Consider the following 22,911-nt stretch of genomic DNA (forward strand, 5'->3'; position numbering starts at 1 on the left):
GCGGTTGCCCCGGGGCTACCGCAGGTGCTCGACGTCGCCGGCGGAAACGGTGAGGGGCTCCCGCTCTTCGCGCTCCACAATCAGCGATCCGTCCGCCGCGAGCGCGCGAGCGAGCCCCTGGACGACCTCGCCACCAGGGAGATGTGCTCGCACGTGCGCCCCGAGGGTTGCCGAGTCGGCGATTACCCGGGCACGCGCCGCATCGGCGTCGGTCTGCGCCAGGCGGGCGAGCCGCAGCAGCTCCGTGCCCGCCGCTGCGAGCACCCGGTCGAGCAGCTCGGCGCCGGCCGGGTCATCCACGGTGGCGGCCACGGCCCCGGGCGCGCCCTCGGCCGCAAGCGACGTCGCTCGCTCGGTGGGCAGCGCGTCCCTCGAGATCAGCAGGTTCACCCCGGCACCCACGATCGCATCACCCGCGCCATCGACGAATCCGGGCAGCAGCTCGCACAGGATCCCGCAAATCTTTCGTCCGATTCCGCCACGCTCGGCGGAATCCTGCCCGAGATCGAACACGTGCACGTCGTTCGGCCACTTCACCGCGACGCGCGCGCCCGGGAGTTCCACCCGCACCGCCGCGGCCACGGCCGAGCCGGCGAGCAGTGGAAGCCAGCCGACCCCCAGCGCGCCCGCGGTCCCCTCAATGGAAACGTCTCGGATGAGGAACGACACGGCAAGCGCGGTGCCGCTTGGGGTGGCCCACTCGCGTCCCAGGCGCCCGCGCCCAGCGGTCTGCGTGGCGGTGGCGATCGCGGTGCCGTGTGGCGCATCGGGCCGCGCCGCTCGAAGCTCGCGCAGCGACTGGTTGGTCGAGGGGGCCTCTTCGAGCCAAATGACCTCGGGCAGGGCAGCGCGTGAGCGAGGGAGTTCCATACCCGCAGTGTACGAGTTGGCGAAACCCTCGAACACTTTCCGGATTCCCTTGGAGGACATCTCCTGAGTTGCGCATGTACCGCGCGGTAGGCTGACTGACGTGACTGCCCCTGACGCTACCCCCGAGAACGCGACCGCCGAGCCCCTGACGACGACGGCCGCGCGCATCGCCGACCACCGTCGCAAGTACCAGGAGGCCGTCGGAGACCGCGACGCCCAGGCTGCTGCCAAGCAGCACCCGCGCGGCAAGATGACCGCACGCGAGCGCATCAACGAGCTGCTCGACCCGGGCTCGTTCGTCGAGTTCGACAAGTACGTGAAGCACCGCACCCACGCCTTCGGCATGGACAGCAACCGCCCCTTCGGTGACGCGGTCGTCACGGGCGCCGGCACGATTCACGGCCGCAACGTGGTCGTGTACTCGCAGGACTTCACCACCTTCGGTGGCTCGCTCGGCGAGGTCGCCGGCGAAAAGATCATCAAGGCGATGAACTTCGCGCTGAAGACGGGCGCCCCAATCCTGGGCATTCTCGACTCGGGCGGCGCCCGCATCCAGGAGGGCGTGGTCGCCCTCGGCAAGTACGCCGAGATCTTCCGCCTGAACACTATGTGCTCGGGCGTCATCCCGCAGATCTCCATCGTGATGGGCCCGGCCGCCGGCGGCGCCGTCTACTCCCCCGCGCTCACCGACTTCGTGATCATGGTCGACAAGACCAGCCACATGTTCGTGACCGGCCCCGACGTCATCAAGACAGTCACGGGCGAAGAGGTCGGCTTCGAAGAGCTCGGCGGCGCGCTGACGCACAACAAGATCAGCGGCGTCTCGCACTTCCTCGCGAGCGATGAGCACGACGCGCTCGACTATGCGCGCGCGCTCATCAGCTACCTTCCCGACAACAACATGGCCGAGGCCCCGATCTACGACAGCGACACCGCGCTCGAGATCACCGACGCCGACCGCAAGCTGAACACGGTCATCCCCGACAGCCCGAACCAGCCCTACGACATGAAGATCGTCATCGAGGCGATCCTTGACTCGGGCGAGTTCCTCGAGGTGCAGCCCTTGTTCGCCCCGAACATTCTGATCGGCTTTGGCCGCGTCGAGGGCCGCAGCGTCGGCATCATCGCGAACCAGCCGAACCAGATGGCCGGCACGCTGAACATCGACGCCGGCGAGAAGGCCGCGCGCTTCGTGCGCCTGTGCGACGCCTTCTCGATCCCGATCCTCACCCTCGTCGACGTTCCCGGCTACCTGCCCGGCACCGACCAGGAGTGGTCGGGCGTCATCCGCCGCGGTGCGAAGCTGCTCTACGCCTACGCCGAGGCGACCGTGCCGCTCGTGACGATCATCACGCGCAAGGCGTACGGCGGGGCGTACATCGTGATGGGCTCGAAGCAGATCGGCGCCGACATCAACATCGCGTGGCCGACCGCCGAGATCGCCGTGATGGGCGGCCAGGGCGCCGTCAACATCCTGTACCGCAAGGAGCTGGCCCAGGCCGCCGCCGAGGGGCGCGACGTCGACGCGCTGCGCAAGGAGCTCTCGGAGGCGTACACCTACAACGTCGCCAGCCCGTTCCTCGCGGCCGAGCGCGGCGAGCTGGACAACGTCCTCGAGCCCGCCGGCAGCCGCCTCGCCGTCATCAAGGCGCTCCGCGGCCTCCGCGGCAAGCGCACCGAGCAGCCCGCCAAGAAGCACGGGAACATCCCGCTCTAGGCGGGACGGACTGACATGAGCGACAGCAACGAGGCGGGGCTCGCCCCCGACGCGGCCGCCCGCGACGCCGCCCTGCGCGGCACCATGGGCGTGACCGACGACGCGCTCACGGGCGACGGCATCACCTTCGTGACCCGCGGCACCAGTGACGAAGAGCGCGCGGCGGTCATTGCCGTGCTCGCAGAGGTGCGCGCCGAAGAGTCCCAGCGCGTGCGCCGGGTCGAGCGCCGCGATCGCGACCCCTGGGCTCGCTCGCAGCGCACCCCCGAGGGAATCAACGAGGTCCTCGGAGGCTAGGCAGGATCCTGCCGACTCTCGCCGCCGGACGCCCGCGCGGCGTAGGCTGAGGCCATGGTGCGTTCCGTGGCAGATGCGCGAGCTGAGCTCGAGGCGCTGCTCGACCGCGGCGTCCACTTCGCCGTCCCACCCCAAGGGGCCCCGGGCGACCGGGGCGTGCGCAGCTCGGCGGTGTTGATCCTGTTCGGCGCCCTCGATCAAGTGGCCGCGAACACGGCTGCCAGTAGCGTGCCGCGCGAGCTGGACGTGCTGCTCACCCGGCGCGCCGACACCATGCGCCACCACCCGGGGCAGATCTCATTCCCCGGCGGCGGGGTCGAACCTGGCGACGCGGACTCGGCCGGCACCGCGCTGCGCGAGGCCGCCGAGGAGACCGGCCTCGACCCGAGCGGCGTCACCGTGCTCGGCACCCTGCCCGAAATACCCATCGTCGTGAGCAACAACCTCGTCACCCCGGTGATTGGCTGGTGGTCGCGGCCCAGCTCGGTCGCGGTCGTCGACCACACCGAGGCCGTCGAGGTGTTCCGGGCCCCGGTCGCCGAGCTGCTCGACCCCGCGAACCGCGGCACCGCAGTGCTGCGCTACGGCGAGCGAGTCTTTCGCTCGGACGCGTTTCTCGTCCGCGGCCACGTTGTGTGGGGCTTCACCGGGATCCTGCTCTCGACCCTCTTCACCGAGCTCGGCTGGGCCGAGCCGTGGGACCGGGCGCGGGAACTCCCGGTGACGGGCTAGCGCTTCCCCCTTCCCCCCTCTACCCCTTCCCCGTACATCCCAGAACCCCTGGACCCCTGGCCCTCTGCCCCATCGAGGGGGCGCACTTTGCTCAATCACGTCGAGTGAAGCAGCAATGTGCGACCCCTCGGCGGGGAGATTTGGAAAGGTAGGGACGGGCAGGAGTGGTGACGGGGAGTCCTCGCGACCCTACCCCCAGAACCGCTCCCCCGCGTGCTCCCGGTAGTCGGGCCACGGCAGGCCGATCGGCGCCTCGAAGTCGGCCGGCAACAGCGGCGGCATCGGGTCTTCCTCGACCCGGCGCGCGAACTCCGCCTGCGCCTCAGCCAGCAGCTCGGGCTGTGTGAGTAGGTCGATGAAGGTGCCCGACACGGTCTTGCCCGCGGTGAGGATGGTGGGCGCGATCGTGGCGGGAATGCCGCCCATCGCGTTCATCACCCAGGCCGGGTAGGCGCCCCGGCCCGCGGCGGGCTCGAGGGCGGGGCGCGAGACGTAGAACCGGACGGTCGGCGCGTAGTGCGTCATCTCGACGTAGTCGTCGCTCGTCCAGTTGCGCTGCCAGGGCGCGAGGTGCTCGCGCAGCGCGCGCTCGGCGCTTTCCGGGTCAATCAGCTGCTCGGTCTCGGCGAGGAACGGGCGCTCAGTGGGCTCGAGCCCCAGGGTGCGCTGGATGTCCTGCGCGACCGCGATCGCCTCGGGGCCGTAGCTCGGCGCGCCGACCGCCTCGAGGTTGGCGTAGAGCACGCTCGCCATCGCGTGGTTCGTGCGCCCGGGTCGGCTGCGCGCCACCCAGGTGGTTTCGAGCTCGCAGTGCGCCATCGCGGCGGCATGTTCGGCGTTTCGATCGAGCACCGCGAGCACGTGCTCGGCCATCTCGACATCGGGGGTGCGCCACGAGTACTGCACGCGCGCGATGCGGGCCGGCAGATTGTCCGCGGTCGCCTGCCCCTCCGTCAGGATCGCGTCGGACAGGCTCCAACCGCCGAAGCTCGGCAGCATGGCGTCCTGCATGATGCGCGAGGAGGTGTACATCTGAGACAGCGCGACGTTGGCGCCGGGGGCGCGGGCCGCGGAGTGCGAGGCGGGGATGGGCGAGTTCTGGTTCGCCGACAGCTGCCAGGTCTCGGGCGCATCGCAGACGAAACTGTAGACCTTGCTGTAGTACGCGCCGCACTGGGTGTCCCAGCGCGCGGTGTTGCACAGCGGCAGCATGTAGAAGGGGTGGAAGCTGACGATCGCATCGGCCGAGTCGTAGTAGCCGCGCAGGCCGTGGACGACCTTCGACCCGTGCATCTTCTCGGCGGGCTCGCCCGTGTAGTTCAGCGTGCCGGTGATGCCGTGCACCGTCATCGCGTGCTTCGTGCCGAGCAGCCCGGCCAGCGTCGAGATGCCGAGCACCGAGTGCGGGTCGGTGTGCCCCGGGGCGAATCGGCTCAGGCCGTCGCGCGGCGTCTCGCTGACCGACGCCGCCTGACTGTTGCCCGGCACCGCGTCGTACTCGGCGTAGGTGAGCAGGGTCGGGCCGTCACCGTTCGACCAGCTCGCGCTGAACGCCGTCGGCATGCCCGCCGAGCCCGCCTCGACCGTGAATCCTTGATCCCGCAGCAGGCCGACGTACCACTCTGCGGACCGAAACTCGCGCCAGGCGGGCTCGGCGAGCTCCCAAATGTGGCTGTGCCATTCGAGCAGCTGCTCGAGGTGTTCGTCGATCCAGACTTGGGCGGTGCGCTTGGCGTCAGTGCTGAGGGTGATGGCGTTCACGGAATGTCTTTCGTTCTCGGGTGTGCGGGAAAAGAAGGGGCCGGGGCGATCGGGGCCGCCCCGGCCCTGTGGGGAGGGTTACGCCGGGTCCCCGGCAGGCGCCGCGGCATCCGGGAAGAGCTCCAGCGGCACGTGCACAAGGCTGAGCCCTGGCTCGGCGATCGCCGTGGCAATCACGCGCTCGAGGTCGCCCTGATCCACTACGCGGTGCCCGTGCCCGCCGAACGCGTCGGCCAGCGCGGCCCAGTCTGGCTGCGCGAGATCCACGCCCACCGGCGCGATGCCACGGTCGCGCTCGTTCTGCTTGATCTCGGCGTAGCCGCCGTTGTCGACGCACACGACGGTCAGGTCGAGGCGCTGCTCGATGGCGGTCGCAAACTCCTGGATGGCGAACATGAGCGCGCCGTCGCCGAGCACACACACGACCGGGCGATCCGGGCTCGCCACCCGCGCACCAATCGAGGCGGGCAGGCCATAGCCGAGCGTGGCGTACGCCGGGGTGTAGAGGAACGAGTGTGAGCGCTCCTGTACCGCGCGGCTCGCCATACCGAAGTACGTGATCTGCGAGCTGTCGCCGCCGACGATCGTGTCGACGGGCAGCACGGAGGCGATCCGCGCGGCGACGCCGTTGAGCACCGGCGAGAAGCCAGCTGACTCCTCGGCGAGCGCGGCACGCACGGCGTCCAGGTCGACCCAGGCGGGGCGATCCTGCCCGGCGAGCGCGGCGGTGAGCTGCGGCACGACCGCCTCGCAGTGGCCCACGACGCCCGCCGCGACCGCGACGTTCTTCTGAAGCTGTGAGCCGAGCACGTCAACGCGCAACACCGGCCCCTCGGGCGCGATGACGCCGCCCCAGAGCTCGGCCTCACCGAGCTTCGAGCCGAGCACGAGCAGCGCATCCGCACGGTTGATGAGCGCATGAGCGCCGGTGAGGCGCAGCTCGGACCCGATCGAGAGCGGGTGGTGTTCCGACACTGCGGCCTTGCCGTTGAGCGTCGTGACGACCGGGGCGCCGAGGCGCTCCGCGAGCTCCGTGAGGGGCAAGCCCACCCGCGCCGCTCCCCCGCCCGCGATGATCAGCGGGCGCTTCGCCTCCGACAGGATCCGGGCGACGGCGTCCACCTCGGCAGCCGTGCCCGCGGTGGGCGCCGGGGCAGGGATCGCCGCGAGTAGTTCCGGCGGGCAATCGCTCTGGCCCTCGAGCACGTTGAGCGGGATCTCGATGTGAACCGGCCGCGGCCGGCCCGTGCGGAAGAGCGCGAAGGCCTCGTGCACGCAAGCCACGGCCTCGGTCGCGCTGCCTACGCGGCGGCTCCACTCGACGATCGCGCCGGCGGCTCCGGTCGGATCCTTCGTCTCGTGCAGCGAGCCGATGTCGGCGAACTCCTCCCCCTCCGGCACACCGGGCGAGAGGATGATGAGCGGGCGCGACTCGCAGTAAGCGGTGCCCGCGGCCGAGAGCGCGTTCAAGAGGCCCGGCCCGGAGGTCGTGATGACGACGCCCGGCAACCCGGTCTGCTGCGCCCAGCCGTCGGCGCCGTAGCCCGCGCCCTGCTCGTGGCGGGTCGTGACCGGGTGGATCCCGAGCGGCGCGAGGTGACGGTAGAACTCGAGGTTGTGCGTGCCGGGGATGCCGAACACGGTGTCGACGCCGTAGTTGCGAATCGTGGTGAGCACCGCGAGGCCCGCGTTATCGATGGCGACGCCGGCCTGGGCCGCAAGCTCGCGCTCGGTGGCGGCCTCGGTGACGGCGATCATCGTGCGACCTCGTCCGCGACGTACTGGCGCACCCCGTCGACCCAGGTCTGCGCGACCCGGATCTCGGCGATCGTTTCGGGCGCGACCGTGTACGGGTCGGCGGCCAGCACGGCGAAGTCGGCACGCTTGCCGACCTCGAGCGAGCCGAGGTCGTCCTCTCGTCCGAGCACGGTGGCGGCGCTGATGGTGTGCCCGCGCAGGGCGGTGTCGACCGAGATAGCGAGGTCCGCGGGGCCGAGCTTGGCGCCGCGGCGCGTCACCCGGGTGACCGCGGCCTGGACCGCCTCCATCGGGCGGGGGTCGGCCACCGGGGCGTCCGAGCTGATCGTGACGGGTACGCCCGCGCGCTCAAACTCGCCGAGCGGGTTGAACCGCTCGCCCGGGGTGCCGATCGCCTGCTCGACCCCCTCGCCCCAGTTGTAGTAGTGCTGGGGCTGGTTCACCGGGTAAATTCCGGCGGCGGCCATGCGCGTGATCTGCGCCGGCGTGGGCAGCCCGCAGTGCTCGATGCGGTGGCGCGCGTCGGCGTCGGGCCGCTCGGCCTGCGCCGCCTCGATCGCGGTGATCACCATCTCGAGCGCGTCCGGGGACTGCGCGTGCGTGGCCGTCTGCAGCCCGACCCTGTGGGCGCGGGAGATCATCTCCGTGTAGTCGGCGGGGTCGTGGTAGAGCTGGCCCGTGCGGCAGGGGTCGCCCACATAGCCGTCCGGGAAGTAGGCCGTCCAGCCGCCGAGCGTGCCGTCGGCGTAGAACTTGATGCCAGCGAAGCTCAGGTGCGCGTTGCCGAACTGGCCGTGCATCCCGGTCTCGAGCGCCTCCTCGAGCAGGTGCGAGAGCAGGTACATGCTGTACCGGGTCTTCAGCTCGTTGCGCTCGGCGAGCGCGAGGTAGTTGTCGAACTCACGGCGCGAGACCTGCGCGTCGCCGATCGTGGTGACGCCGCCCTGCAAGAAGTTCTCCTGGGCCACCGCGAGCTGGCGGCGGTGCTCCTCGGGGGCGTCGGCCAGGTGGAAGTTCGGTCCGTGGTGGCCGATCTTCACACCCTCGAGCCCGGTCAGAATGTTGCAGGCCGCGTCCGAGAGCTCGCCGGTCAGCTCGCCGTCGCCGCTGCGGAAGAACTCGCCGCCCTGCGGGTTCGGCGTATCGCGCGTGACGCCGTGCAGCTCGAACGTGTAGCTGTTGACGACGCCGCCGTGGCCCGACGCGTTCATCACGTAGACCTCGCGGTCGGTGGCGACCTCGTCGAGTTCGAAGCGGGTGGGGTGGCGTCGCTCAGCGAGGTTGCGCTGCTCGTAGCCGTAGCCGCGAATCGGGAGCCCGGCGGGCACCGTCTCGGCCGCGGCCTTGAGCCGGGCCACCATCTCGGGGATCGAGCCGGCCTGGTCGGGGCCGCAGTCGACCCAGCTCATCATCTGCCCGAGCATGAGCGGATGCGCGTGCGCGTCGATGAAGCCGGGCAGCACGGTGTGTGCACCGAGCTCGGTGATCTCCGGGGTCCGCGGGCTGATCTCGGCGGAGGCCGCGAGGCATTCCTCGAGTGTGCCGAGCGCGGCGATCGCCCCGCCGAACATGAGTATCGCGGTGACGGTCGACCCCGCGGCGTCGAGCGTGTGGATCCGGTCGGCCGTCACGATGGACGGCGAGAAGGTCGCTGCCGGCGTTTCGTAGGTGGCAAGTTTTCGCATGGTTACGCTCCTGCGGATGCCGCCGCGGCGGGCGCGGCGTGCGTGGGGGAAATGGTGGGGGTGTTGACCGGCGCGTCGGGGCGCCCGGTCTGGGCATAGGTCACGACGTTCTGCGCCTGTTGCCGCACGTACTCCGCGTCGGACTCGCTCGAGTAGTACGCGATGTGCGGCGTGACGATGACGCCGGGGGCGTCGACCAGCGGGTGATCCTGCCGCGGCGGCTCCTCGTCCAGCACGTCGAGCCCGGCACCGGCGAGGTGGCCGGAGTCCACGGCCGCGCGGAGCGCCGCCGAGTCGATGAGCTGCCCGCGGCTGACGTTCACGAGGTACGAGCCACGGGGCATCGCCGCGAGAAACTCGGCGTCGACGAAGCTCTCGGTCTCCGGCGTGAGCGGGACGTGCAGGGACAGCACATTGGCCGTGTCCCGCACCTCCGAAAGGCTCGCCCGGCGCACCCCGAGGGACGCGAGCCGCGCCCGCGTCTCGTCGGTGTCGGGGAGGAACGGGTCGTACCCGACGATCTCGCCAAACAGGGGCTGCGCCAGCTCGGCGAGCTTGGAACCGATCTTGCCGAGGCCGAGAATGCCGAGGGTGAGCGCACTCAGGCGGGGCTGCGCGATGGCGGCCCGACTGTTCCAGCGCCCCGCCACAACGGACTCACCGTAGAAGGAGAGCCCGCGCGTGGCGTGCAGCGCGAGGGCGAGGGCGTGGGTCGCGACCTCCTCGGTCGCGGCGCCAGGAATGTTCGACACCCAGACCCCGTGCTCGGCCGCGGCCGCGGTGTCGACATTGTTGAAGCCCATCGACATGAGCGCGATGATCTCGAGCTTCGGCAGCCGCGCGATCATCTCCCCGGTGATCGTGGCGTACCCCACGAGCATCGCGACCGCGTCTTGCGAGAGGGCAACGATGGCTTCCGGATCCTGCGTGTCGAGGTAGCGCACCTCGAAACCCTGGTCTTCGAGCAGCCGCACGCCCGCGGTGAAGTCGGTGTCGTCGAGGTCGGTGTAAACGGCGAGGGGGCGCCCGCCCGCTCCCGGGTTAGTGGACATGGCTCAGGAACCGCTTCGTGCGCTCGTGCTGCGGGTTCTCGAAGAACGCCTCGGGCTCGGCCTGCTCGACGATGACACCGCTGTCGAACAGCGTGACCTCGTTGGCGACGCGACGCGCGAACCGCACCTCGTGGGTCACGACGATCATGGTCATGCCCGACTCTGCGAGCCGCTCCATTACCTCGAGCACCTCACCGACGAGCTCGGGGTCGAGCGCGCTGGTCGGCTCGTCAAAGAGCATGACCTGCGGGTTCATCACAAGGGCGCGGGCGATCGCGACGCGCTGCTGCTGGCCGCCCGAGAGCTCGGACGGGAAGTGCCTGTCGCGGTCGCCGAGGCCCACCTTCTGCAGCATCTCGTACGAGCGCTCGCGTGCCTCGGCCTTCTTCGCGCCCTGGACCTCGGTGAGGCCGACCACGACGTTCTCGAGCGCGGTGAGGTGCGGGAACAGATTGAACTTCTGAAACACCATGCCGATGTCGCGGCGCTGCACCGCGAGCTTGCGTTCGGGCAGGTGGTGCAGGCGCTTGCCACGATCTTCCGATCCGATGCGGTGTCCGCCCAACAGGATCTCGCCGCGGTCGGCCGGTTCGAGCAGCGCCATGAGGCGCAGCATCGTGGACTTTCCCGAGCCGGAGGGGCCGAGCACGGCCTTCACCTGACCCTTGTTGACGTCGAACTCGACGCCCTTGAGCACCTCGTTGCCGTCGTAGGCCTTGTGCAGGTTGCGCACCTGGAGCGTGGGCACGACGAGCGACGTGTCCGGCCCAGTGGCGTTCAGTGGCGCGGCGGCATTCATGCGCTCTTCTCCTTCTGTCGTGCGGAGACGACCTGGATCGCGCGGGTCATGGTGTTGACCCGAGTGCGGGACGACCAGGCGAACTTCTGTTCAACCCGGTTCTGGATCAGGGTGATGATCGTGACGATGATCAGGTAGTAGATGATCGCGACGGCGTAGTACTCGGCGTAGCGGAAGGTGATGTTGACGCCGACCTGCGCGGTGGTGAGGAGCTCTCGCAACGAGATCACCGACGCGAGCGAGGAGTACTTGATCAGCCCGATGAACTCGTTCCCCGTCGGGGGAAGGGCGACGCGGATCGCCTGAGGCAGGATGATCTTCCGCATGACCGAGCCCGGCTTCATGCCCAGCGCGCGCCCGGCAAGGGACTGGCCCTCGTCAACGCTGCTCAGCGCCGAGCGAATGATCTCGGCCATGAAGGCCGCCTCGACGAGTCCGAGGCCGATGGAGGCGGCGATGAACGGGGTGTACCAGTCCTGCTTGAGGGCGGGGATGAGCTGGGGCAGTGCGTTCCACATGATGAGCAGCACCAGCAGGGCGGGCAGAGCACGGAAGAACCAGATGTAGAAGTTCGCCGGGGTGCGCAGACTCAGCTTCTGCGAGGTGCGCCCGAGGGCCACGAAGAACCCGATGACGGTCGCGATCACGAGCGAGCAGAGCGCGACGCCGATGGAGAGGAGCGCACCCCAGAGGTAGGCGGGATTGAACAGTTGTTCAAGGAAGATTTGCGGGTCGAACAGCATGGTGTCCTTGTTCCAAAGAGAGGGGGAATCGGGAGGGGGTGCGCCGGGAGGTTGCCCCGGCGCACCAGTCGCCTACTTGACCTCGAGGATGCTCTCGTCGAGGTTGTAGTCGGCGGCGATCTTCGCCAGGGTGCCGTCGGCGCGGAGCTCTTCAATGGCGGTGGCCAGCGCGGCCGTGAAGGGGTTGTCGAGCTTCGTGAAGGCACCGAAGGTGGTGTCGGGCGCGAAGACGCCCGGGGCCTCGGCCAGTTTGCCCTCGTTTTGCGTCACCATGTAGGCCGCTGCGACGTTCGTCTCGACCAGCGCGTCTGCCTTGCCGTTGAGCACCGCGAGCACGGTCTCAGAGACCTTCGGGTACTCGGCGGTCTCGATGGGATCCTTGCCGTCCGCAACGCACTTCTCGCTGAGCGCGACGACGCTCGCCGCGTTGGCGGAGGCAGCCTGGCTCACCACACGGAGGCCGCAGAGGTCCTCGGGCGTGGAGATCGTCTTCGCGGTCTCGGGGGTTGCGAGCACCGCAGGTCCGGCGTTCATGATGGGCGCGGCATCGGCGATCTTCAGGCGATCCTCGCTCATGTACAGGCCGCCGAAGATGACGTCGCACTTGCCCGACTGCAGGCCGGGCATGAGGCCATCGAACGAGGTGACCTCGAACTTGTAGTCGATGCCCCAGTGGTCGGCGAGCGCGCGAATGCCGTCGGCGTCGAAGCCGATGATGTCGCCGCCGGTCGAATCCGCGTAGTACTCGAGCGGAGCGTACTCGGGGTCGATGCAGGCGGTCAGCGTGCCGGCGTTCACGAGGCCCTCGGGCTCATTCGCGCTGGCTGCGCCGTCGCCCGACGGCTCGGAGGTGGCGCCGCCCGAACACGCGGAAAGGGCCAGGGTCACGGTGGCTGCGGCGGCGAGGATGAACAGCGATTTCTTCATTAGCGTCTCCATTGAGGCTCGAATCGTTCCCTGCACATCCATCGTGCGGGGGTCGGGTCTGATGATCATCACCCAAGAATCTCGACTTGTCAAAGCATTTTCTTCGCAAATGGGTCACTTCACAAAGGAATCGCAATCTTGGGCCCACCAAATCCTGGCAATAGCGCGGAATTTGCCCACACGCGCCGCGACATCGTTATTTACCTGAGACCCAGAGTGCGATAGTTTTTTCAGGTGGACTCACTCACGGAACGCTCGATCGCCCTCCTTCGCCGCGACGGAAGGGCCTCGTTCAGTGACCTCGCCCGCCAGCTCGACACCAGCCGCATGAGCATCGCGAACCGCCTGAACCCCCTCTTCGAGAGCGGCGCCCTTCGCGTCTTCGCGGCGGTGCACCCGCGCCTCATCGGGCTCACCATGCTGGCCCACCTGAGCATCCGGGTGAGCGGACCAACGAAGCACCTTGCGCGAAGTCTGGCCCAGCTCGACTCTCCGGTCTTCGTCTCCGAGTCAACGGGAAAATACCAGATCATCGCCGAGTTGCACGCAGAGAGCCTGACGGAACTGCAGCGCGACGTGCACCTGATCCGCGAGATGCCCGGCGTCATCGACATCGACCTCATGCTCTACGAGCGCATCCTCAGCAGCCTCTTCCTCGGGGAGGAACCGCGGGCGATCTCGCAAAGCTTCGATAAGTCCGACCTCGTGCTCATGGAGCTCCTGCAGCGTGACGGCCGCATCGGGTACGCAGAACTCGGCGAACTCGTCGGACTCTCAGCGAGCGCAGCGCGCAGCCGAGTGGCCCGCCTGATCGAGTCGGATGCGATGCGCATCGGAGTCGTGCGCGGGCGCACCGAGCTGAATTCTGAGCTCGTGTTCGGCTTCGGCTTCAACCTCAGTGGCGACCAGACCGCGCTCGTCGCGCACCTCAAGGCGCACCCGGGAATTGAGTTCCTAGCCCAGACCGTCGGGCGCTACGACCTCGTGGCCACCCTCGCATTCGGCACCCAGCCCGAGTTCCTCGAACTCTTTGACGCGGTGCGCGAGCTCCCCGAGGTGCGCACGGCCGAGAGCTGGATCCACGCCCGGATCAGCCTCGAACGCTTCCACCACAGCACGCACCGCCTCGCGCAGATCGGCCGCACGGAGACCGATCCACTCATCATTCGCTAGTCAGACAAGGGCTTCGGCGCCGCAGGGATCCTGCCCACCTTGCACATTCTGCACCTCGCCTGCCATCGAGAAGTCTCGATCTGCGGCTTCAATCGCTGGGAAGCCGCAGATTGAGACGTCTCGGTGATGGTCGTCGAGGGAGGGCAAGGACGAGGGATCACGACCGCCAGGGCCAGCGCGGTCTACGCCTCCGGCGCCCGGAACGCCTCGCGCATGTGGTCACTCGTCAGGAAATCCGCGATGCCGATCATAACGAGGCTGAAGATGATCTGCTCGGTGACCATCCAGGTCGGGTAGAGCCCCGGGATCGCGGCCATCACGAGCGTGATGACGGGGAAGATCTGCGCGAAGAGGCGCAGCCGCTGGTAGCCCCACCGCAGGCCCTTCGACGCGCGCCAGGCGAAGTAGAAGAGCGTCGCGGTCATGCCCAGCACCACGACGGTCCGCATCCAGACGACAAACGGCACGGGCTCGCCTCCCAGGGCGATCACGACGGCGAACACCACCGCGCCGAGCCCAAGAAGCAATTCGAACACCAACAGCCAGAACACCCACCGAAAGGCGCGTTTCGTGCGCGGGTGTTCCCGGTGGTGGTCTGCGATGGTGACGGTCGACTGACGGCCTCCGGCCAGGCGGTCGATGCGTTGGAAAAGTGGTTCAAGCCCCATGCCCGAATTGTATGAGACCGGGGCGATGCCGGCCTCATCCGGGAGATGGAACACGTCGGGGGTAGGCTCGAATCACCCGTGGGCGAGGCCGCCCACGTGAGCCATTGCCGGCGCCGACCACCCCAGCATTCCCCGGAAGGACCTCGTTCATGAGCGCTTCGCCCACCGTCATCGTCTCCACCGCACGCACCCCCATGGGCCGGCTGCTGGGTGGTGCCTCCCGCCTGAGCGGTGCCGAGCTTGGCGCAGTCGCGATCCGGGGCGCGCTCGACCGCGCCGGGGTCGCGCCCGAGACGGTCGATCAGGTGCTCATGGGGCAGGTCCTCACCGCGGGCGCCGGGCAGCTGCCCGCCCGCCAGGCCGCGATCGACGCCGGGATCCCGCTCTCGGTGCCGGCCACCACCATCAGCAAGGTCTGCCTCTCGGGCATTCAGGCGATCATTCTCGCAGATATGATGCTGCGCACGGGCGACGCCACCCGCGTGATCGCGGGCGGCCAGGAATCGATGACTCGCGCCCCGCACCTCCAGGAGGCCCGACGCGGCACGAAGTACGGTGCCATCGAAATGGCCGACCACATGGCGCTCGACGGCCTTACGGACGCGCTGACCGGCGAGCCGATGGGGCTGCTCACCGAGCAGGCGAACGACCGTTTCAGCATCAGCCGTGCCGAGCAGGACGCCTTCGCTGCTCGGTCCCACCAGCTCGCCGCCGCCGCCTGGGATGCCGGATTCTTGGCCGACGAGGTCGTGCCCGTGCACGGTCCGCGCGGCGAGGTGCTGCTCGAGCGCGACGAGAGCATCCGCCCCGATTCGACCGCCGAGTCGCTTGGGGGCCTGCGCGCCTCGTTCCGCGACGGCGGCACGATCACCGCGGGCAACGCCTCCCCCATTTCTGACGGCGCGAGCGCGCTGCTGCTGATGTCACGGGACGCCGCCGAGGCCGCTGGTCTCAGCTGGATCGCCGAGATCGGCGCCCACGGCATGGTCGCGGGCCCCGACACGTCGCTGCAGGAGCAGCCCGCCCACGCGATCGAGGCCGCCTGCGCCCGCGAGGGCATTACCCCCGCCGACCTCGACCTCGTCGAGATCAACGAGGCCTTCGCCGCGGTCGGCATCGCCTCGGCGAATCGCCTCGGGATCCCGCTTGAGAAGATCAACGTGAACGGCGGCGCGATCGCCCTCGGTCACCCGCTCGGCATGTCGGGCGCCCGCATCGTCGCGCACCTCGCGCTCGAACTGCGCCGTCGCGGCGGCGGCATCGGCGCGGCGGCTCTCTGCGGCGGCGGCGGCCAGGGTGACGCCCTGATCGTGCGCGTGCCGAAGGCATAGCGCGCTTGGCCTGACGCAGACGTCGCGGAGCAGAACCCCTAGTCCCCGAGCGCCCGCAGCGCGAGCCAGGCGGCGGCGCGGTCGTCGGGGCGCGCAAGTGTCAATCCGGTCAGTTCTTCGACCCGCAGGATCCTGCTGGCGAGCGTCTGGCGGTGAATCTCGAGGCGGCGGGCGGCGGGCCGCCAGCCCCCGTTCTCGGCGAGAAAGACGCGCAGGGTTTCGGTGAGCAGGCCGTGTTCCCCCGCCGCATCGCGCAGCGGATCAAGCACGCCGGCGAGTTGACGGGAAGAGTCGCTCGGCAACATCCCGAGCACGAACTCAACCGTCGGAATGCGCTCGTAGCGCTGAGCGCGCGTGCCGCGGTCGAGGGCGGTTTCGCACGCCTGACTCGCCTGCCTCGCGGACTGGGCCAGGGACTCGACCGGGGCGGACAAGCCGAGGCCGAGCGACAGCCCGCCGGGCGCGTGCGTCGAGAATCGCTCGGCGAGCTCGAGGAGGTCGGGCACGAGGTCGTCACGCACGAATCCCGACACGCTGCCGCCGCGACGGGCGAGCACGTGGAGGGTTCCGAGCTCGTCGAGCCAGCGCGTCGCCAGGCGTTCGATGTCGATATTGCGTGAGCGCGAGCCGAGCTGAAACGCGGTCAGGCTCGTCTCGTGCAGCCCCCACCGACGCAAGAGGTCGCTCGCCGCTGGCCCACCGGCGAGGAGCGTGTCGAGGAGGACCTCGCGGCCGAGCCGTTCGGTCACCGAGTGGTCACTCGTGCGCAAGATGAGGTCGAACAGGGCCGCCGCCTGCGAGGCGAGGGCGCGATTGCGGCTAGTCACGCTCGAGCGCGACGCGATGACGAGGTAACCGGCCCGGTCGCGGTCGACACCAATCGGGTGCACCTGTAGTCCCGGGTGCCGCACCCGGACGGGCCGACTGAACGCCACCGCGACGGCGTCGTCAATGTGCAGTCTGCCGGCGCCGGCGCTCGCAATGAGCTGACCGTGGGTGTCGAGCAGCACGGCCCAGCCGTCGATCCGGCTCGCGAGCTCCGTGATCGCCGCGGGTGCGCCCCCGCGCCGGGCGACCTCGGTGAGCACTTTGGTGCCCGTCGTCACGAGGCGGTCGGCCGCGGCCTGGTCGTCGGCCACCAGCGCGGTGAGCCGTGCGTGCAGCGCCTCGCCCTGGGGACGGGTCCCCAGGATCCCGGTGACCCCGTGCAGCGCGAGGAGCTCGCGCAACGACCCTGAGTCCGCGTGACTCACGATGGCGGCGCCCGTGAGCGCGGCACGGCGGCTGCCGGGATGGCGCAGCGCCGCGCGAATCTCCGCGTCAGAGCCGGTGACCAGCGTCGCGAACTCGGAGTTCCCGACCACCACGTACTCGTCAATGGTGGTGACCCCGTCGACCGGGGTACGGGCGTGCACGCCAGCGACCTGGCAGTCCCCGCCGACCGCGCGGGTGATGGCTTCGAGAGTGAGCGACACGAGTCAAGTGTACCGAACGTTGATCTTGCACTAAATTTCTCGACCATTGGCCCAGTGCCGCAGGGACGGCAGCCACGTAACATTCCGAGAAGTCATTTCCCGCGCACCCGCGGGCGCCCACTACGAAGGAGTAATCGTGAAGGCAATCGTGTTCCGTGACCCGGCCACCCGCGCCGAGTACGTCGAGGTCGAGCTCGCCGGCCCGAAGGCGAACGAGGTCCGCGTCAAGATCGCCGCCGCCGGCGTCTGCCACTCCGACCTCCACGTGAAGCGCGGCGAGTGGGATGCCCCGGCACCGCTCATCATGGGCCACGAGGGCTCGGGCGTCGTCGTTGAGCTGGGCGAGGGCGTCACCTCCCTGGCCGTCGGCGACCACGTCGTTCTCAGCTGGGTCCCGCCGTGCGGCGAGTGCCGCTACTGCCTGCTCGGCCACGAGGCGCGCTGCCAGAAGGTCGCGACCGTCGTCGCACCGAAGGGCGTGCTCTTTGACGGAACCTCCCGCCTCTCGATGGACGGCGAGCCCGTGCACCACTACCTCGGCGTCTCCTCGTTCGCCGAAGAGGTCGTCGTGCCCGCGTCAGGCGCCATCAAGGTGCGCGACGACGCCCCGCTCGACGTGATCGCGGTCGTCGGTTGCGCCGTCGCGACCGGCGTCGGCGCGGTCACCAACACGGCGGGCGTCGAGCCCGGCTCGACGGTCGCCGTCATCGGCTGTGGCGGCGTCGGCCTCAACGTCGTCCAGGGCGCCAAGCTCGCGGGCGCCGAGCGCATCATCGCGATCGACATCGTCGCCGACAAGACCGCGATGGCGATGCAGTTCGGCGCGACCGACCGCATCGATTCATCGGCGGGCGACGCGGTCGAGCAGCTGTTCGCCCTGCTGCCCGACGGCGTCGACTACGCGTTCGACGCGATCGGCCGCACCGTCACGACCGAGCAGGCCATCAAGATGCTCGGTCTCGGCGGCGCCGCTGTAATTGTCGGGCTGCCCCCGACCGGCGCCAAGGCATCGTTCGAGCCGCTCGTTCTCGCCGAGGCCGACCAGCGCATCCTTGGATCGAACTACGGCTCGGTTCGCCCCTCCATCGACATCCCCGCGCTCGTGGACCGCTACATGGACGGGCAGCTCAAGCTCGATCCGCTCATCTCGGGTCGCCGCCCACTGAGCGAGGCCGCTGAGGCTCTCGACGACCTCGAGGCCGGCGGCGTGCTGCGCACGCTCCTGATCCCGTAATTCCCGGCGCTTCGCCGCTGCACGACGACCCACCCAACTCGAAGGAGAGTTCCCTCCCCATGACCGCACCCACCACTTCCGGGCTCAAGCCCAGCGACGCCGGCCTCCGCCGCGGCGTCATGAGCGGGCCCGAGCTTGCCGCTCAGGCCATCGCGAACATCGCGCCGAGCGCCGTCATCGCGTTCACCGCGGCCGGCATCTTCATGGGCGCCGGCAACGGCACCATGCTGTCGTTCGTCCTCGCCACCATCGTCATCCTCTGCGTCGGCTACTGCGTCTCGGTGTTCGCGCGCAAGCACGCCTCCGCCGGTTCGCTCTACACCTACGTCTCAAAGGGCCTCGGCCCCCTCGGCGCGTACACCGCCGGTGTCGCGCTGATCGTCGGCTGCTGGGGCATCGCCGCGGGTTCCCTCGGCGGCGCCGTCTCGTACATGAGCGACTTCTTCGGCCACCTCGGCCTGCCGATGGACAGCCTGGCCGCCAAGATCGGTCTCGCCATCGTGCTCGGCGGTCTCGCGACGCTCTTCACCATCCGTGGAATCCGCCTCTCGGCGCGCGTCTCGCTCGTGCTCGAACTCGTTTCGGTCGCCATCATCCTGATCCTGCTGGTGCTCGCGCTCGTCGCGATCGGACCAGAGGCTTGGGACCCATCGCAGTTCTCGCTCGAGGGCGTGCCCTTCCAGGGCGTCGCCGCGGGTATGGTGCTCGGCATCCTTGGCTTCGTCGGCTTCTCGTCGGCGGACGCGCTCGGCCGCGAGGCGAAGAACCCGTACACCGCGATCCCCCGCGCCATCATGTGGAGCGCCCTCGTCGTCGGCGTGCTGTACGTCTTCGCTGCCTACACACAGATCGCGGTCCTCGGTTCGGACCTCGGCACCGTCGCGAGCCCGCTGCAGGCCATCTCCGACAAGATCGGCATGCCCGACTGGTTCGCCCCCGTGCTGACCTTTGGCGTCGGCGCTTCGTTCTTCGCCGTGGTCGTCGCCCCGCTCAACGTGGTCGGTCGCATCATCTACGTAATGGGCAAGGAGGGCGTGGTGCCCGAGCGCTTCGGCCGCACCCACACGACCCACCTCACCCCGCACCGGGTGCTGCTCATCGCGGGCCCCGCAGCGATCCTGCTCGACATCATCATGCTGTCCTTCGGCGTGCACCCGATGGACATCGTGGTGTGGGTCGACACGTACGGCACCTTCGGCTACATGGTGGCGTACTCGCTCGTCGCCATCGCGTGCGTGCTCTACACGCGCCGCGAGGGCATGAAGAACGGCCTGGTCTGGGTCACCGCGACGATCGCGGTGCTCGCGATGATCTACGTCTTCATTGCGAACGTCTACCCCGTGCCCGCCTACCCGCTGAACGTCATCCCGTACATCTTCCTCGTGACGATGGTGGCGGCGCTCGCCTGGTACGCGTACATCGCGAAGAACCGCCCCGCGGTGCTCGCCGCGATCGGCAACACTGAGACGGACGCGCTCGAGGGCGTCGGCTAGTCCGCTTCTCTCGCACAAACGCGCGCGTCGCCCCGATTGCCGGGTCGGCGCGCGCGTTTGTGTATCGCCCAGTGGTCCAGGCAGGATCCTGCCGCGCGATAGCCTGGCAGAACGCCCCGGCAGTGGGGGCCGCGTACCGATGGAGGAGCCTGATGTCCGCACCCGCAGGCGCGGCGCAGACGTTGCTTGCCCGCGGACTCTCGGCGCTGATAGCGCTGGTGCTCGCCTCGATCGTCTGGCCACAGCTCAGCGCCCTGGCTGGCCTCGTCGGGCTCCTCCTGCTCGTACCCGCGCTCGTCACCGCGGGGTCGCGCACCCGCATTGTCGCCATCTTGATCACCGCCATCGGCCTGGCCTGCGCCGTCGCGGCGGCCATGCTCGGCGAGCTGCCTAGCCTGAGCCACACCGGCAAGCTCAACCAAGACCTCATCGCGATGCTCGCGGGCGGCGCATTCGTCGGGCTGACGCTGCGGAGCCGAGGTGGCACGGCGGAGGTCGCCCCGGAGTCACAGCTGTCCGGAATACCCGCCGTCTTTCGCACCGGACTCGTCATCCACCTGCTCGGCTCGGTACTGAACATGGTTACGCTCGGCCTCGTCGGCGACCGCTTGTCAGCTCAGACGCGACTCGATGTCCGCGACGCGGGCCTCCTCGCGCGGTCCTACTCGATCGCCGCACTGTGGTCGCCTTTTTGGACGGTCACCGCGCTGATCGTCGTGCTGGTGCCCGGCGTAAACCTCTGGCGGCTGTTCGGTATCGGTGCGATCTTCGCCGTGGTGTTTCTCGCGCTGAGCACCTGGCAGAACGCCGCCTCGCGCGGCCCGGCCGTCCGCGAGTTCCGCGGCTACTCGCTCGCGCCGCGCCAGCTGATCGTGCCGGTCGCGCTCGTCGTGGTCGTGCTCGGCAGCCACTTCCTGCTGCCCGAGACCCCGGTGCCCCGGCTCGTCCTCCTCGCCTCGGTCGGCGTCACGCTCGTGATCCTGTGGGTCAGGTTTGGCCCGCAAGAGGCCGCGCGCATGATGTCTCGGGTCGCGAACCGCGACCTCGCCGCGTCGGTCAACGAGGTGGCCCTGTTCCTCGCCGCCGGCGTGATGACGGTGGGCGCGAGCCTGCTACTCTCGGCCGTCGACTTCCAGCTCGCCCTCCCGCCGTTCGGGCCGCTGCTGGCGTGGCTGCTCGTCCTGACCATCGTGGTGCTCTCGGCAGTCGGGGTACACCCCATCATCGGCATCTCGCTCGCCGTGAGCCTGCTGCAGCCCTTCACCGGCGACCCGACGCTGCTCGCCGCCGCCATCACCTGGGCGTGGGCGATCTCGGCCCCCACCGGACCTCTCTCGGGCAACACGATCTTCCTATCGCAGCGCTATGGGCTCAGCGCGGGTGTGATCGTCCGGCAAAACCTGCCGTACGGTCTGATCGGGCTGGCGCTCGCGGCGGGCGGGCTCGCGGCGGTGGCCGCTGCGGGGTAGCTGAATCCTGCTCCCGCGTACGCCCGCGATCTACACTGAGTCCATGACAACCCGGAGCGGCAACCAGACTCGCGGCGAACGCATCCCCGCGATCGAACGCGCGACGAACCGACCGTGGAACGAGTGGGTCGCCTATTTCGACAGCCACGGCGCACGCACCCTGGATCACCCGGCCATCGCCAGGCTCGCGCGACCAGAGATGCCGGCGGATCTCGACAGCCCCGACTGGTGGGCGCAGGGCGTCGCGATCGCGTACGAGCAGTTCGTCGGGCTGCGCGTGCCCGGCCAGTCGTCAACGGGCACGTTTCGCGTGAGCGCGAGCCGCACCCTCCCCGTCGATCGAGACACTGCCCTCGGCCTGTGGCTCGCCGCGCACGATGCGACGACGGAGCACCTCGGCCACGCCGTCGAAGATCGCCGGAGCTCCCGCACCGAAAAGCGCTCGTTTCGGCGATTCTCCCTCGAGGGCGCCGGCAAGGTCGAGGTCGCCGCAACCGCGGGGAAGGATCCGGCGAAGACGATCCTCTCGGTCTCACAGGACGGGCTCCCCGACGGCGAACGCATCGAGGAGTGGCGTGCGCACTGGAAGGCGCTCCTCAAGGCGCTGTAGCCCGGCGTGATCCTGTGAGAAAAGACCGGAGAGCTGCGGCCCGCGAATAGACTCGGGGGATGGCACAGCAGCCCGCAACCGTAGAACGACAGATCGATCGCGCCGACCGCGAGATCATCGATCAGCTGCGCGTCGACGGCCGACGACCGTTCTCGGAGATCGGCCGCAACATCGGCCTCTCTGAGCCGACGGTGCGGCAGCGCTACAACCGGCTCGTGTCAATGGGAGTGCTGCACGTCGTCGGCATGCACGACGAGACGAAACTCGGCGGCATCTCCGCGCACATCGGCATTCGCGTCTCGGGAGCAGCCGTGGCCCGCGTGGCGGAGCAGCTTGTCGATCACCCGCAGATTAAGTACATCGCGTGCACCCTCGGCTACTACGACATCCTGCTCAGCGTCGAGACGCCCGACGCTCAGGCCCTTGGCCGGGTGGTGCTGCACGACATTCGGCGCATCCACGGGGTCTCTGAGGTTGAGACGCTCACGGTGCTCGAGATGCGCAAAGACACCTATCTGTGGAGCTGGTTCAACGAAGCACACGCGTAGCGTCTACGCGTCGGGGTTGCTCACGCTCTGCCCTGCGGTGCCTCGCAACCCGTGCCAGGTGTAGTCCTTGGCGAGCGAGGTGATGATAATCGGCTGGATCGCCGCGACCCCCGGCGTGCATCGGATCTCATCGAGCAGGCGGATCAGTTGTTCCTGATCGCGGCAGGTCACCTCAAGGTAGATGTCGTAGGAGCCCGAGATGAGCGCGATATGGTGAATGTCGGGGTTCGCCGCGAGGTCGTCCGCCACGTCCTGCGGGGTGAGGTTGCGCACGCGAATGAGTAGCCGCGCGACTTCGTGCCCGAGCATCAGCGCATTGCAGATGCCGACGATGTTGAGCACGTCGTCGTCCTGCAGCTTTGCCATCCGGCCGCGGACGGTGGACTGCGAGACCCCGAGCTCTTCCGCAAGCGACGTGAACGACCGCCGGCCGTCTCGCCCTAAGAGTTCGATCAGCCGGCGATCGAGCTCATCGACCACTGCGTCGCCCAAGGTTCACCATTCCTCCAGGGTACCGCGGCTCCGGCGCGCGGCCCGCGGAACGGGGCAGCGCCGCCGAAGTGGCGACG

The 22,911-nt window shown here is 69.2% G+C and carries 21 protein-coding genes; 10 read left to right on the top strand and 11 right to left on the bottom strand.

The window, feature by feature from the left end; translation table 11 throughout:
- Positions 1–15: 15 nt before the first annotated feature.
- The gene (locus tag KOE53_RS12560; RefSeq protein WP_188058714.1) at positions 16–870 is read right to left on the bottom strand and encodes a biotin--[acetyl-CoA-carboxylase] ligase; all 855 of its coding nucleotides are present in this window, start codon (positions 868–870) and stop codon (positions 16–18) included.
- Positions 871–961: 91 nt separating this feature from the next.
- On the opposite strand from KOE53_RS12560, the gene KOE53_RS12565 reads away from it, so the two are divergent.
- Genes KOE53_RS12565 through KOE53_RS12575 form a run of 3 tightly spaced genes read left to right on the top strand, consistent with a single transcriptional unit; the run spans position 962 to position 3,616 of the window.
- The gene (locus KOE53_RS12565; RefSeq protein WP_223159990.1) at positions 962–2,587 is read left to right on the top strand and encodes an acyl-CoA carboxylase subunit beta; all 1,626 of its coding nucleotides are present in this window, start codon (positions 962–964) and stop codon (positions 2,585–2,587) included.
- 15 nt (positions 2,588–2,602) lie between these two features.
- Positions 2,603–2,884 carry a hypothetical protein gene (locus KOE53_RS12570; RefSeq protein WP_188046331.1) on the top strand — a complete coding sequence of 94 codons (282 nt, stop codon included), beginning with the start codon at positions 2,603–2,605 and terminating at the stop codon, positions 2,882–2,884.
- Positions 2,885–2,938: 54 nt separating this feature from the next.
- Entirely contained in the window at positions 2,939–3,616 is a 678-nt protein-coding gene (locus KOE53_RS12575; RefSeq protein ID WP_188046330.1) for an NUDIX hydrolase, read from the top strand.
- A 189-nt stretch (positions 3,617–3,805) separates the two neighbouring features.
- Here KOE53_RS12575 and KOE53_RS12580 read toward each other — a convergent pair whose 3' ends face one another.
- The 7 genes from KOE53_RS12580 to KOE53_RS12610 form a co-directional block, all read right to left on the bottom strand.
- Positions 3,806–5,377: a zinc-binding metallopeptidase family protein gene (locus tag KOE53_RS12580; protein ID WP_215401709.1), complete on the bottom strand. Its 1,572-nt coding sequence runs from the start codon at positions 5,375–5,377 to the stop codon at positions 3,806–3,808.
- Between the two features lie 78 nt (positions 5,378–5,455).
- On the bottom strand, positions 5,456–7,135 hold the full coding sequence (locus tag KOE53_RS12585) for a thiamine pyrophosphate-binding protein (RefSeq protein ID WP_188058715.1): 1,680 nt from the start codon (positions 7,133–7,135) through the stop codon (positions 5,456–5,458).
- Entirely contained in the window at positions 7,132–8,820 is a 1,689-nt protein-coding gene (locus tag KOE53_RS12590; RefSeq protein WP_188058716.1) for an amidohydrolase, read from the bottom strand. The genes KOE53_RS12585 and KOE53_RS12590 overlap by 4 nt, the downstream gene beginning before the upstream one ends.
- Before the next feature lie 2 nt (positions 8,821–8,822).
- Positions 8,823–9,872, bottom strand: coding sequence for a C-terminal binding protein (locus KOE53_RS12595; RefSeq protein ID WP_188058717.1), 1,050 nt, complete (start codon positions 9,870–9,872; stop codon positions 8,823–8,825).
- Positions 9,862–10,671 (bottom strand): amino acid ABC transporter ATP-binding protein, encoded by an 810-nt coding sequence (locus KOE53_RS12600; RefSeq protein WP_188058718.1) that lies wholly within the window; start codon positions 10,669–10,671, stop codon positions 9,862–9,864. The genes KOE53_RS12595 and KOE53_RS12600 overlap by 11 nt, the downstream gene beginning before the upstream one ends.
- On the bottom strand, positions 10,668–11,414 hold the full coding sequence (locus KOE53_RS12605; protein ID WP_188046692.1) for an amino acid ABC transporter permease: 747 nt from the start codon (positions 11,412–11,414) through the stop codon (positions 10,668–10,670). The genes KOE53_RS12600 and KOE53_RS12605 overlap by 4 nt, the downstream gene beginning before the upstream one ends.
- A gap of 72 nt (positions 11,415–11,486) precedes the next feature.
- Entirely contained in the window at positions 11,487–12,341 is an 855-nt protein-coding gene (locus KOE53_RS12610; protein WP_188046693.1) for an ABC transporter substrate-binding protein, read from the bottom strand.
- 234 nt (positions 12,342–12,575) lie between these two features.
- On the opposite strand from KOE53_RS12610, the gene KOE53_RS13900 reads away from it, so the two are divergent.
- Positions 12,576–13,514 carry an Lrp/AsnC family transcriptional regulator gene (locus tag KOE53_RS13900; protein ID WP_188046694.1) on the top strand — a complete coding sequence of 313 codons (939 nt, stop codon included), beginning with the start codon at positions 12,576–12,578 and terminating at the stop codon, positions 13,512–13,514.
- Between the two features lie 182 nt (positions 13,515–13,696).
- Here the strand turns inward: KOE53_RS13900 and KOE53_RS12620 are convergent, their stop codons facing one another.
- Positions 13,697–14,182 (bottom strand): hypothetical protein, encoded by a 486-nt coding sequence (locus KOE53_RS12620; protein ID WP_188058719.1) that lies wholly within the window; start codon positions 14,180–14,182, stop codon positions 13,697–13,699.
- Between the two features lie 149 nt (positions 14,183–14,331).
- Here KOE53_RS12620 and KOE53_RS12625 point away from each other — a divergent pair, with 149 nt between their 5' ends.
- Positions 14,332–15,513: an acetyl-CoA C-acyltransferase gene (locus KOE53_RS12625; protein ID WP_188058720.1), complete on the top strand. Its 1,182-nt coding sequence runs from the start codon at positions 14,332–14,334 to the stop codon at positions 15,511–15,513.
- A 38-nt stretch (positions 15,514–15,551) separates the two neighbouring features.
- Here KOE53_RS12625 and KOE53_RS13905 read toward each other — a convergent pair whose 3' ends face one another.
- Positions 15,552–16,988 carry a PucR family transcriptional regulator gene (locus KOE53_RS13905; RefSeq protein ID WP_188058721.1) on the bottom strand — a complete coding sequence of 479 codons (1,437 nt, stop codon included), beginning with the start codon at positions 16,986–16,988 and terminating at the stop codon, positions 15,552–15,554.
- Between the two features lie 136 nt (positions 16,989–17,124).
- Here KOE53_RS13905 and KOE53_RS12635 point away from each other — a divergent pair, with 136 nt between their 5' ends.
- The 5 genes from KOE53_RS12635 to KOE53_RS12655 all read left to right on the top strand — a co-directional run bounded on the left by KOE53_RS12635 (position 17,125) and on the right by KOE53_RS12655 (position 22,342).
- Positions 17,125–18,222 carry an alcohol dehydrogenase catalytic domain-containing protein gene (locus KOE53_RS12635; RefSeq protein WP_188046698.1) on the top strand — a complete coding sequence of 366 codons (1,098 nt, stop codon included), beginning with the start codon at positions 17,125–17,127 and terminating at the stop codon, positions 18,220–18,222.
- Positions 18,223–18,281: 59 nt separating this feature from the next.
- Entirely contained in the window at positions 18,282–19,715 is a 1,434-nt protein-coding gene (locus tag KOE53_RS12640) for an APC family permease (RefSeq protein ID WP_251364333.1), read from the top strand.
- A gap of 152 nt (positions 19,716–19,867) precedes the next feature.
- Positions 19,868–21,184: a hypothetical protein gene (locus KOE53_RS12645; protein WP_188058722.1), complete on the top strand. Its 1,317-nt coding sequence runs from the start codon at positions 19,868–19,870 to the stop codon at positions 21,182–21,184.
- A gap of 43 nt (positions 21,185–21,227) precedes the next feature.
- Positions 21,228–21,794 (top strand): hypothetical protein, encoded by a 567-nt coding sequence (locus KOE53_RS12650; RefSeq protein WP_188058723.1) that lies wholly within the window; start codon positions 21,228–21,230, stop codon positions 21,792–21,794.
- A 59-nt stretch (positions 21,795–21,853) separates the two neighbouring features.
- Positions 21,854–22,342 (top strand): Lrp/AsnC family transcriptional regulator, encoded by a 489-nt coding sequence (locus KOE53_RS12655; protein ID WP_188046701.1) that lies wholly within the window; start codon positions 21,854–21,856, stop codon positions 22,340–22,342.
- Between the two features lie 3 nt (positions 22,343–22,345).
- Here the strand turns inward: KOE53_RS12655 and KOE53_RS12660 are convergent, their stop codons facing one another.
- Positions 22,346–22,834, bottom strand: coding sequence for an Lrp/AsnC family transcriptional regulator (locus KOE53_RS12660; protein WP_223160220.1), 489 nt, complete (start codon positions 22,832–22,834; stop codon positions 22,346–22,348).
- Positions 22,835–22,911: the final 77 nt, after the last annotated feature.

This window comes from Leucobacter sp. CX87 (assembly GCF_018682295.1).
Classification (GTDB): domain Bacteria; phylum Actinomycetota; class Actinomycetes; order Actinomycetales; family Microbacteriaceae; genus Cx-87.

Excerpts from the sequence above, each read along its gene's own strand:
- KOE53_RS12560 (WP_188058714.1), bottom strand. The coding sequence starts at position 870 with ATGGAACTCCCTCGCTCACGCGCTGCCCTGCCCGAGGTCATTTGGCTC.
- KOE53_RS12570 (WP_188046331.1), top strand. The coding sequence starts at position 2,603 with ATGAGCGACAGCAACGAGGCGGGGCTCGCCCCCGACGCGGCCGCCCGC.
- KOE53_RS12575 (WP_188046330.1), top strand. The coding sequence starts at position 2,939 with ATGGTGCGTTCCGTGGCAGATGCGCGAGCTGAGCTCGAGGCGCTGCTC.
- KOE53_RS12585 (WP_188058715.1), bottom strand. The coding sequence starts at position 7,135 with ATGATCGCCGTCACCGAGGCCGCCACCGAGCGCGAGCTTGCGGCCCAG.
- KOE53_RS12590 (WP_188058716.1), bottom strand. The coding sequence starts at position 8,820 with ATGCGAAAACTTGCCACCTACGAAACGCCGGCAGCGACCTTCTCGCCG.
- KOE53_RS12595 (WP_188058717.1), bottom strand. The coding sequence starts at position 9,872 with ATGTCCACTAACCCGGGAGCGGGCGGGCGCCCCCTCGCCGTTTACACC.
- KOE53_RS12600 (WP_188058718.1), bottom strand. The coding sequence starts at position 10,671 with ATGAATGCCGCCGCGCCACTGAACGCCACTGGGCCGGACACGTCGCTC.
- KOE53_RS12605 (WP_188046692.1), bottom strand. The coding sequence starts at position 11,414 with ATGCTGTTCGACCCGCAAATCTTCCTTGAACAACTGTTCAATCCCGCC.
- KOE53_RS12610 (WP_188046693.1), bottom strand. The coding sequence starts at position 12,341 with ATGAAGAAATCGCTGTTCATCCTCGCCGCCGCAGCCACCGTGACCCTG.
- KOE53_RS12620 (WP_188058719.1), bottom strand. The coding sequence starts at position 14,182 with ATGGGGCTTGAACCACTTTTCCAACGCATCGACCGCCTGGCCGGAGGC.
- KOE53_RS12625 (WP_188058720.1), top strand. The coding sequence starts at position 14,332 with ATGAGCGCTTCGCCCACCGTCATCGTCTCCACCGCACGCACCCCCATG.
- KOE53_RS12640 (WP_251364333.1), top strand. The coding sequence starts at position 18,282 with ATGACCGCACCCACCACTTCCGGGCTCAAGCCCAGCGACGCCGGCCTC.
- KOE53_RS12645 (WP_188058722.1), top strand. The coding sequence starts at position 19,868 with ATGTCCGCACCCGCAGGCGCGGCGCAGACGTTGCTTGCCCGCGGACTC.
- KOE53_RS12650 (WP_188058723.1), top strand. The coding sequence starts at position 21,228 with ATGACAACCCGGAGCGGCAACCAGACTCGCGGCGAACGCATCCCCGCG.
- KOE53_RS12655 (WP_188046701.1), top strand. The coding sequence starts at position 21,854 with ATGGCACAGCAGCCCGCAACCGTAGAACGACAGATCGATCGCGCCGAC.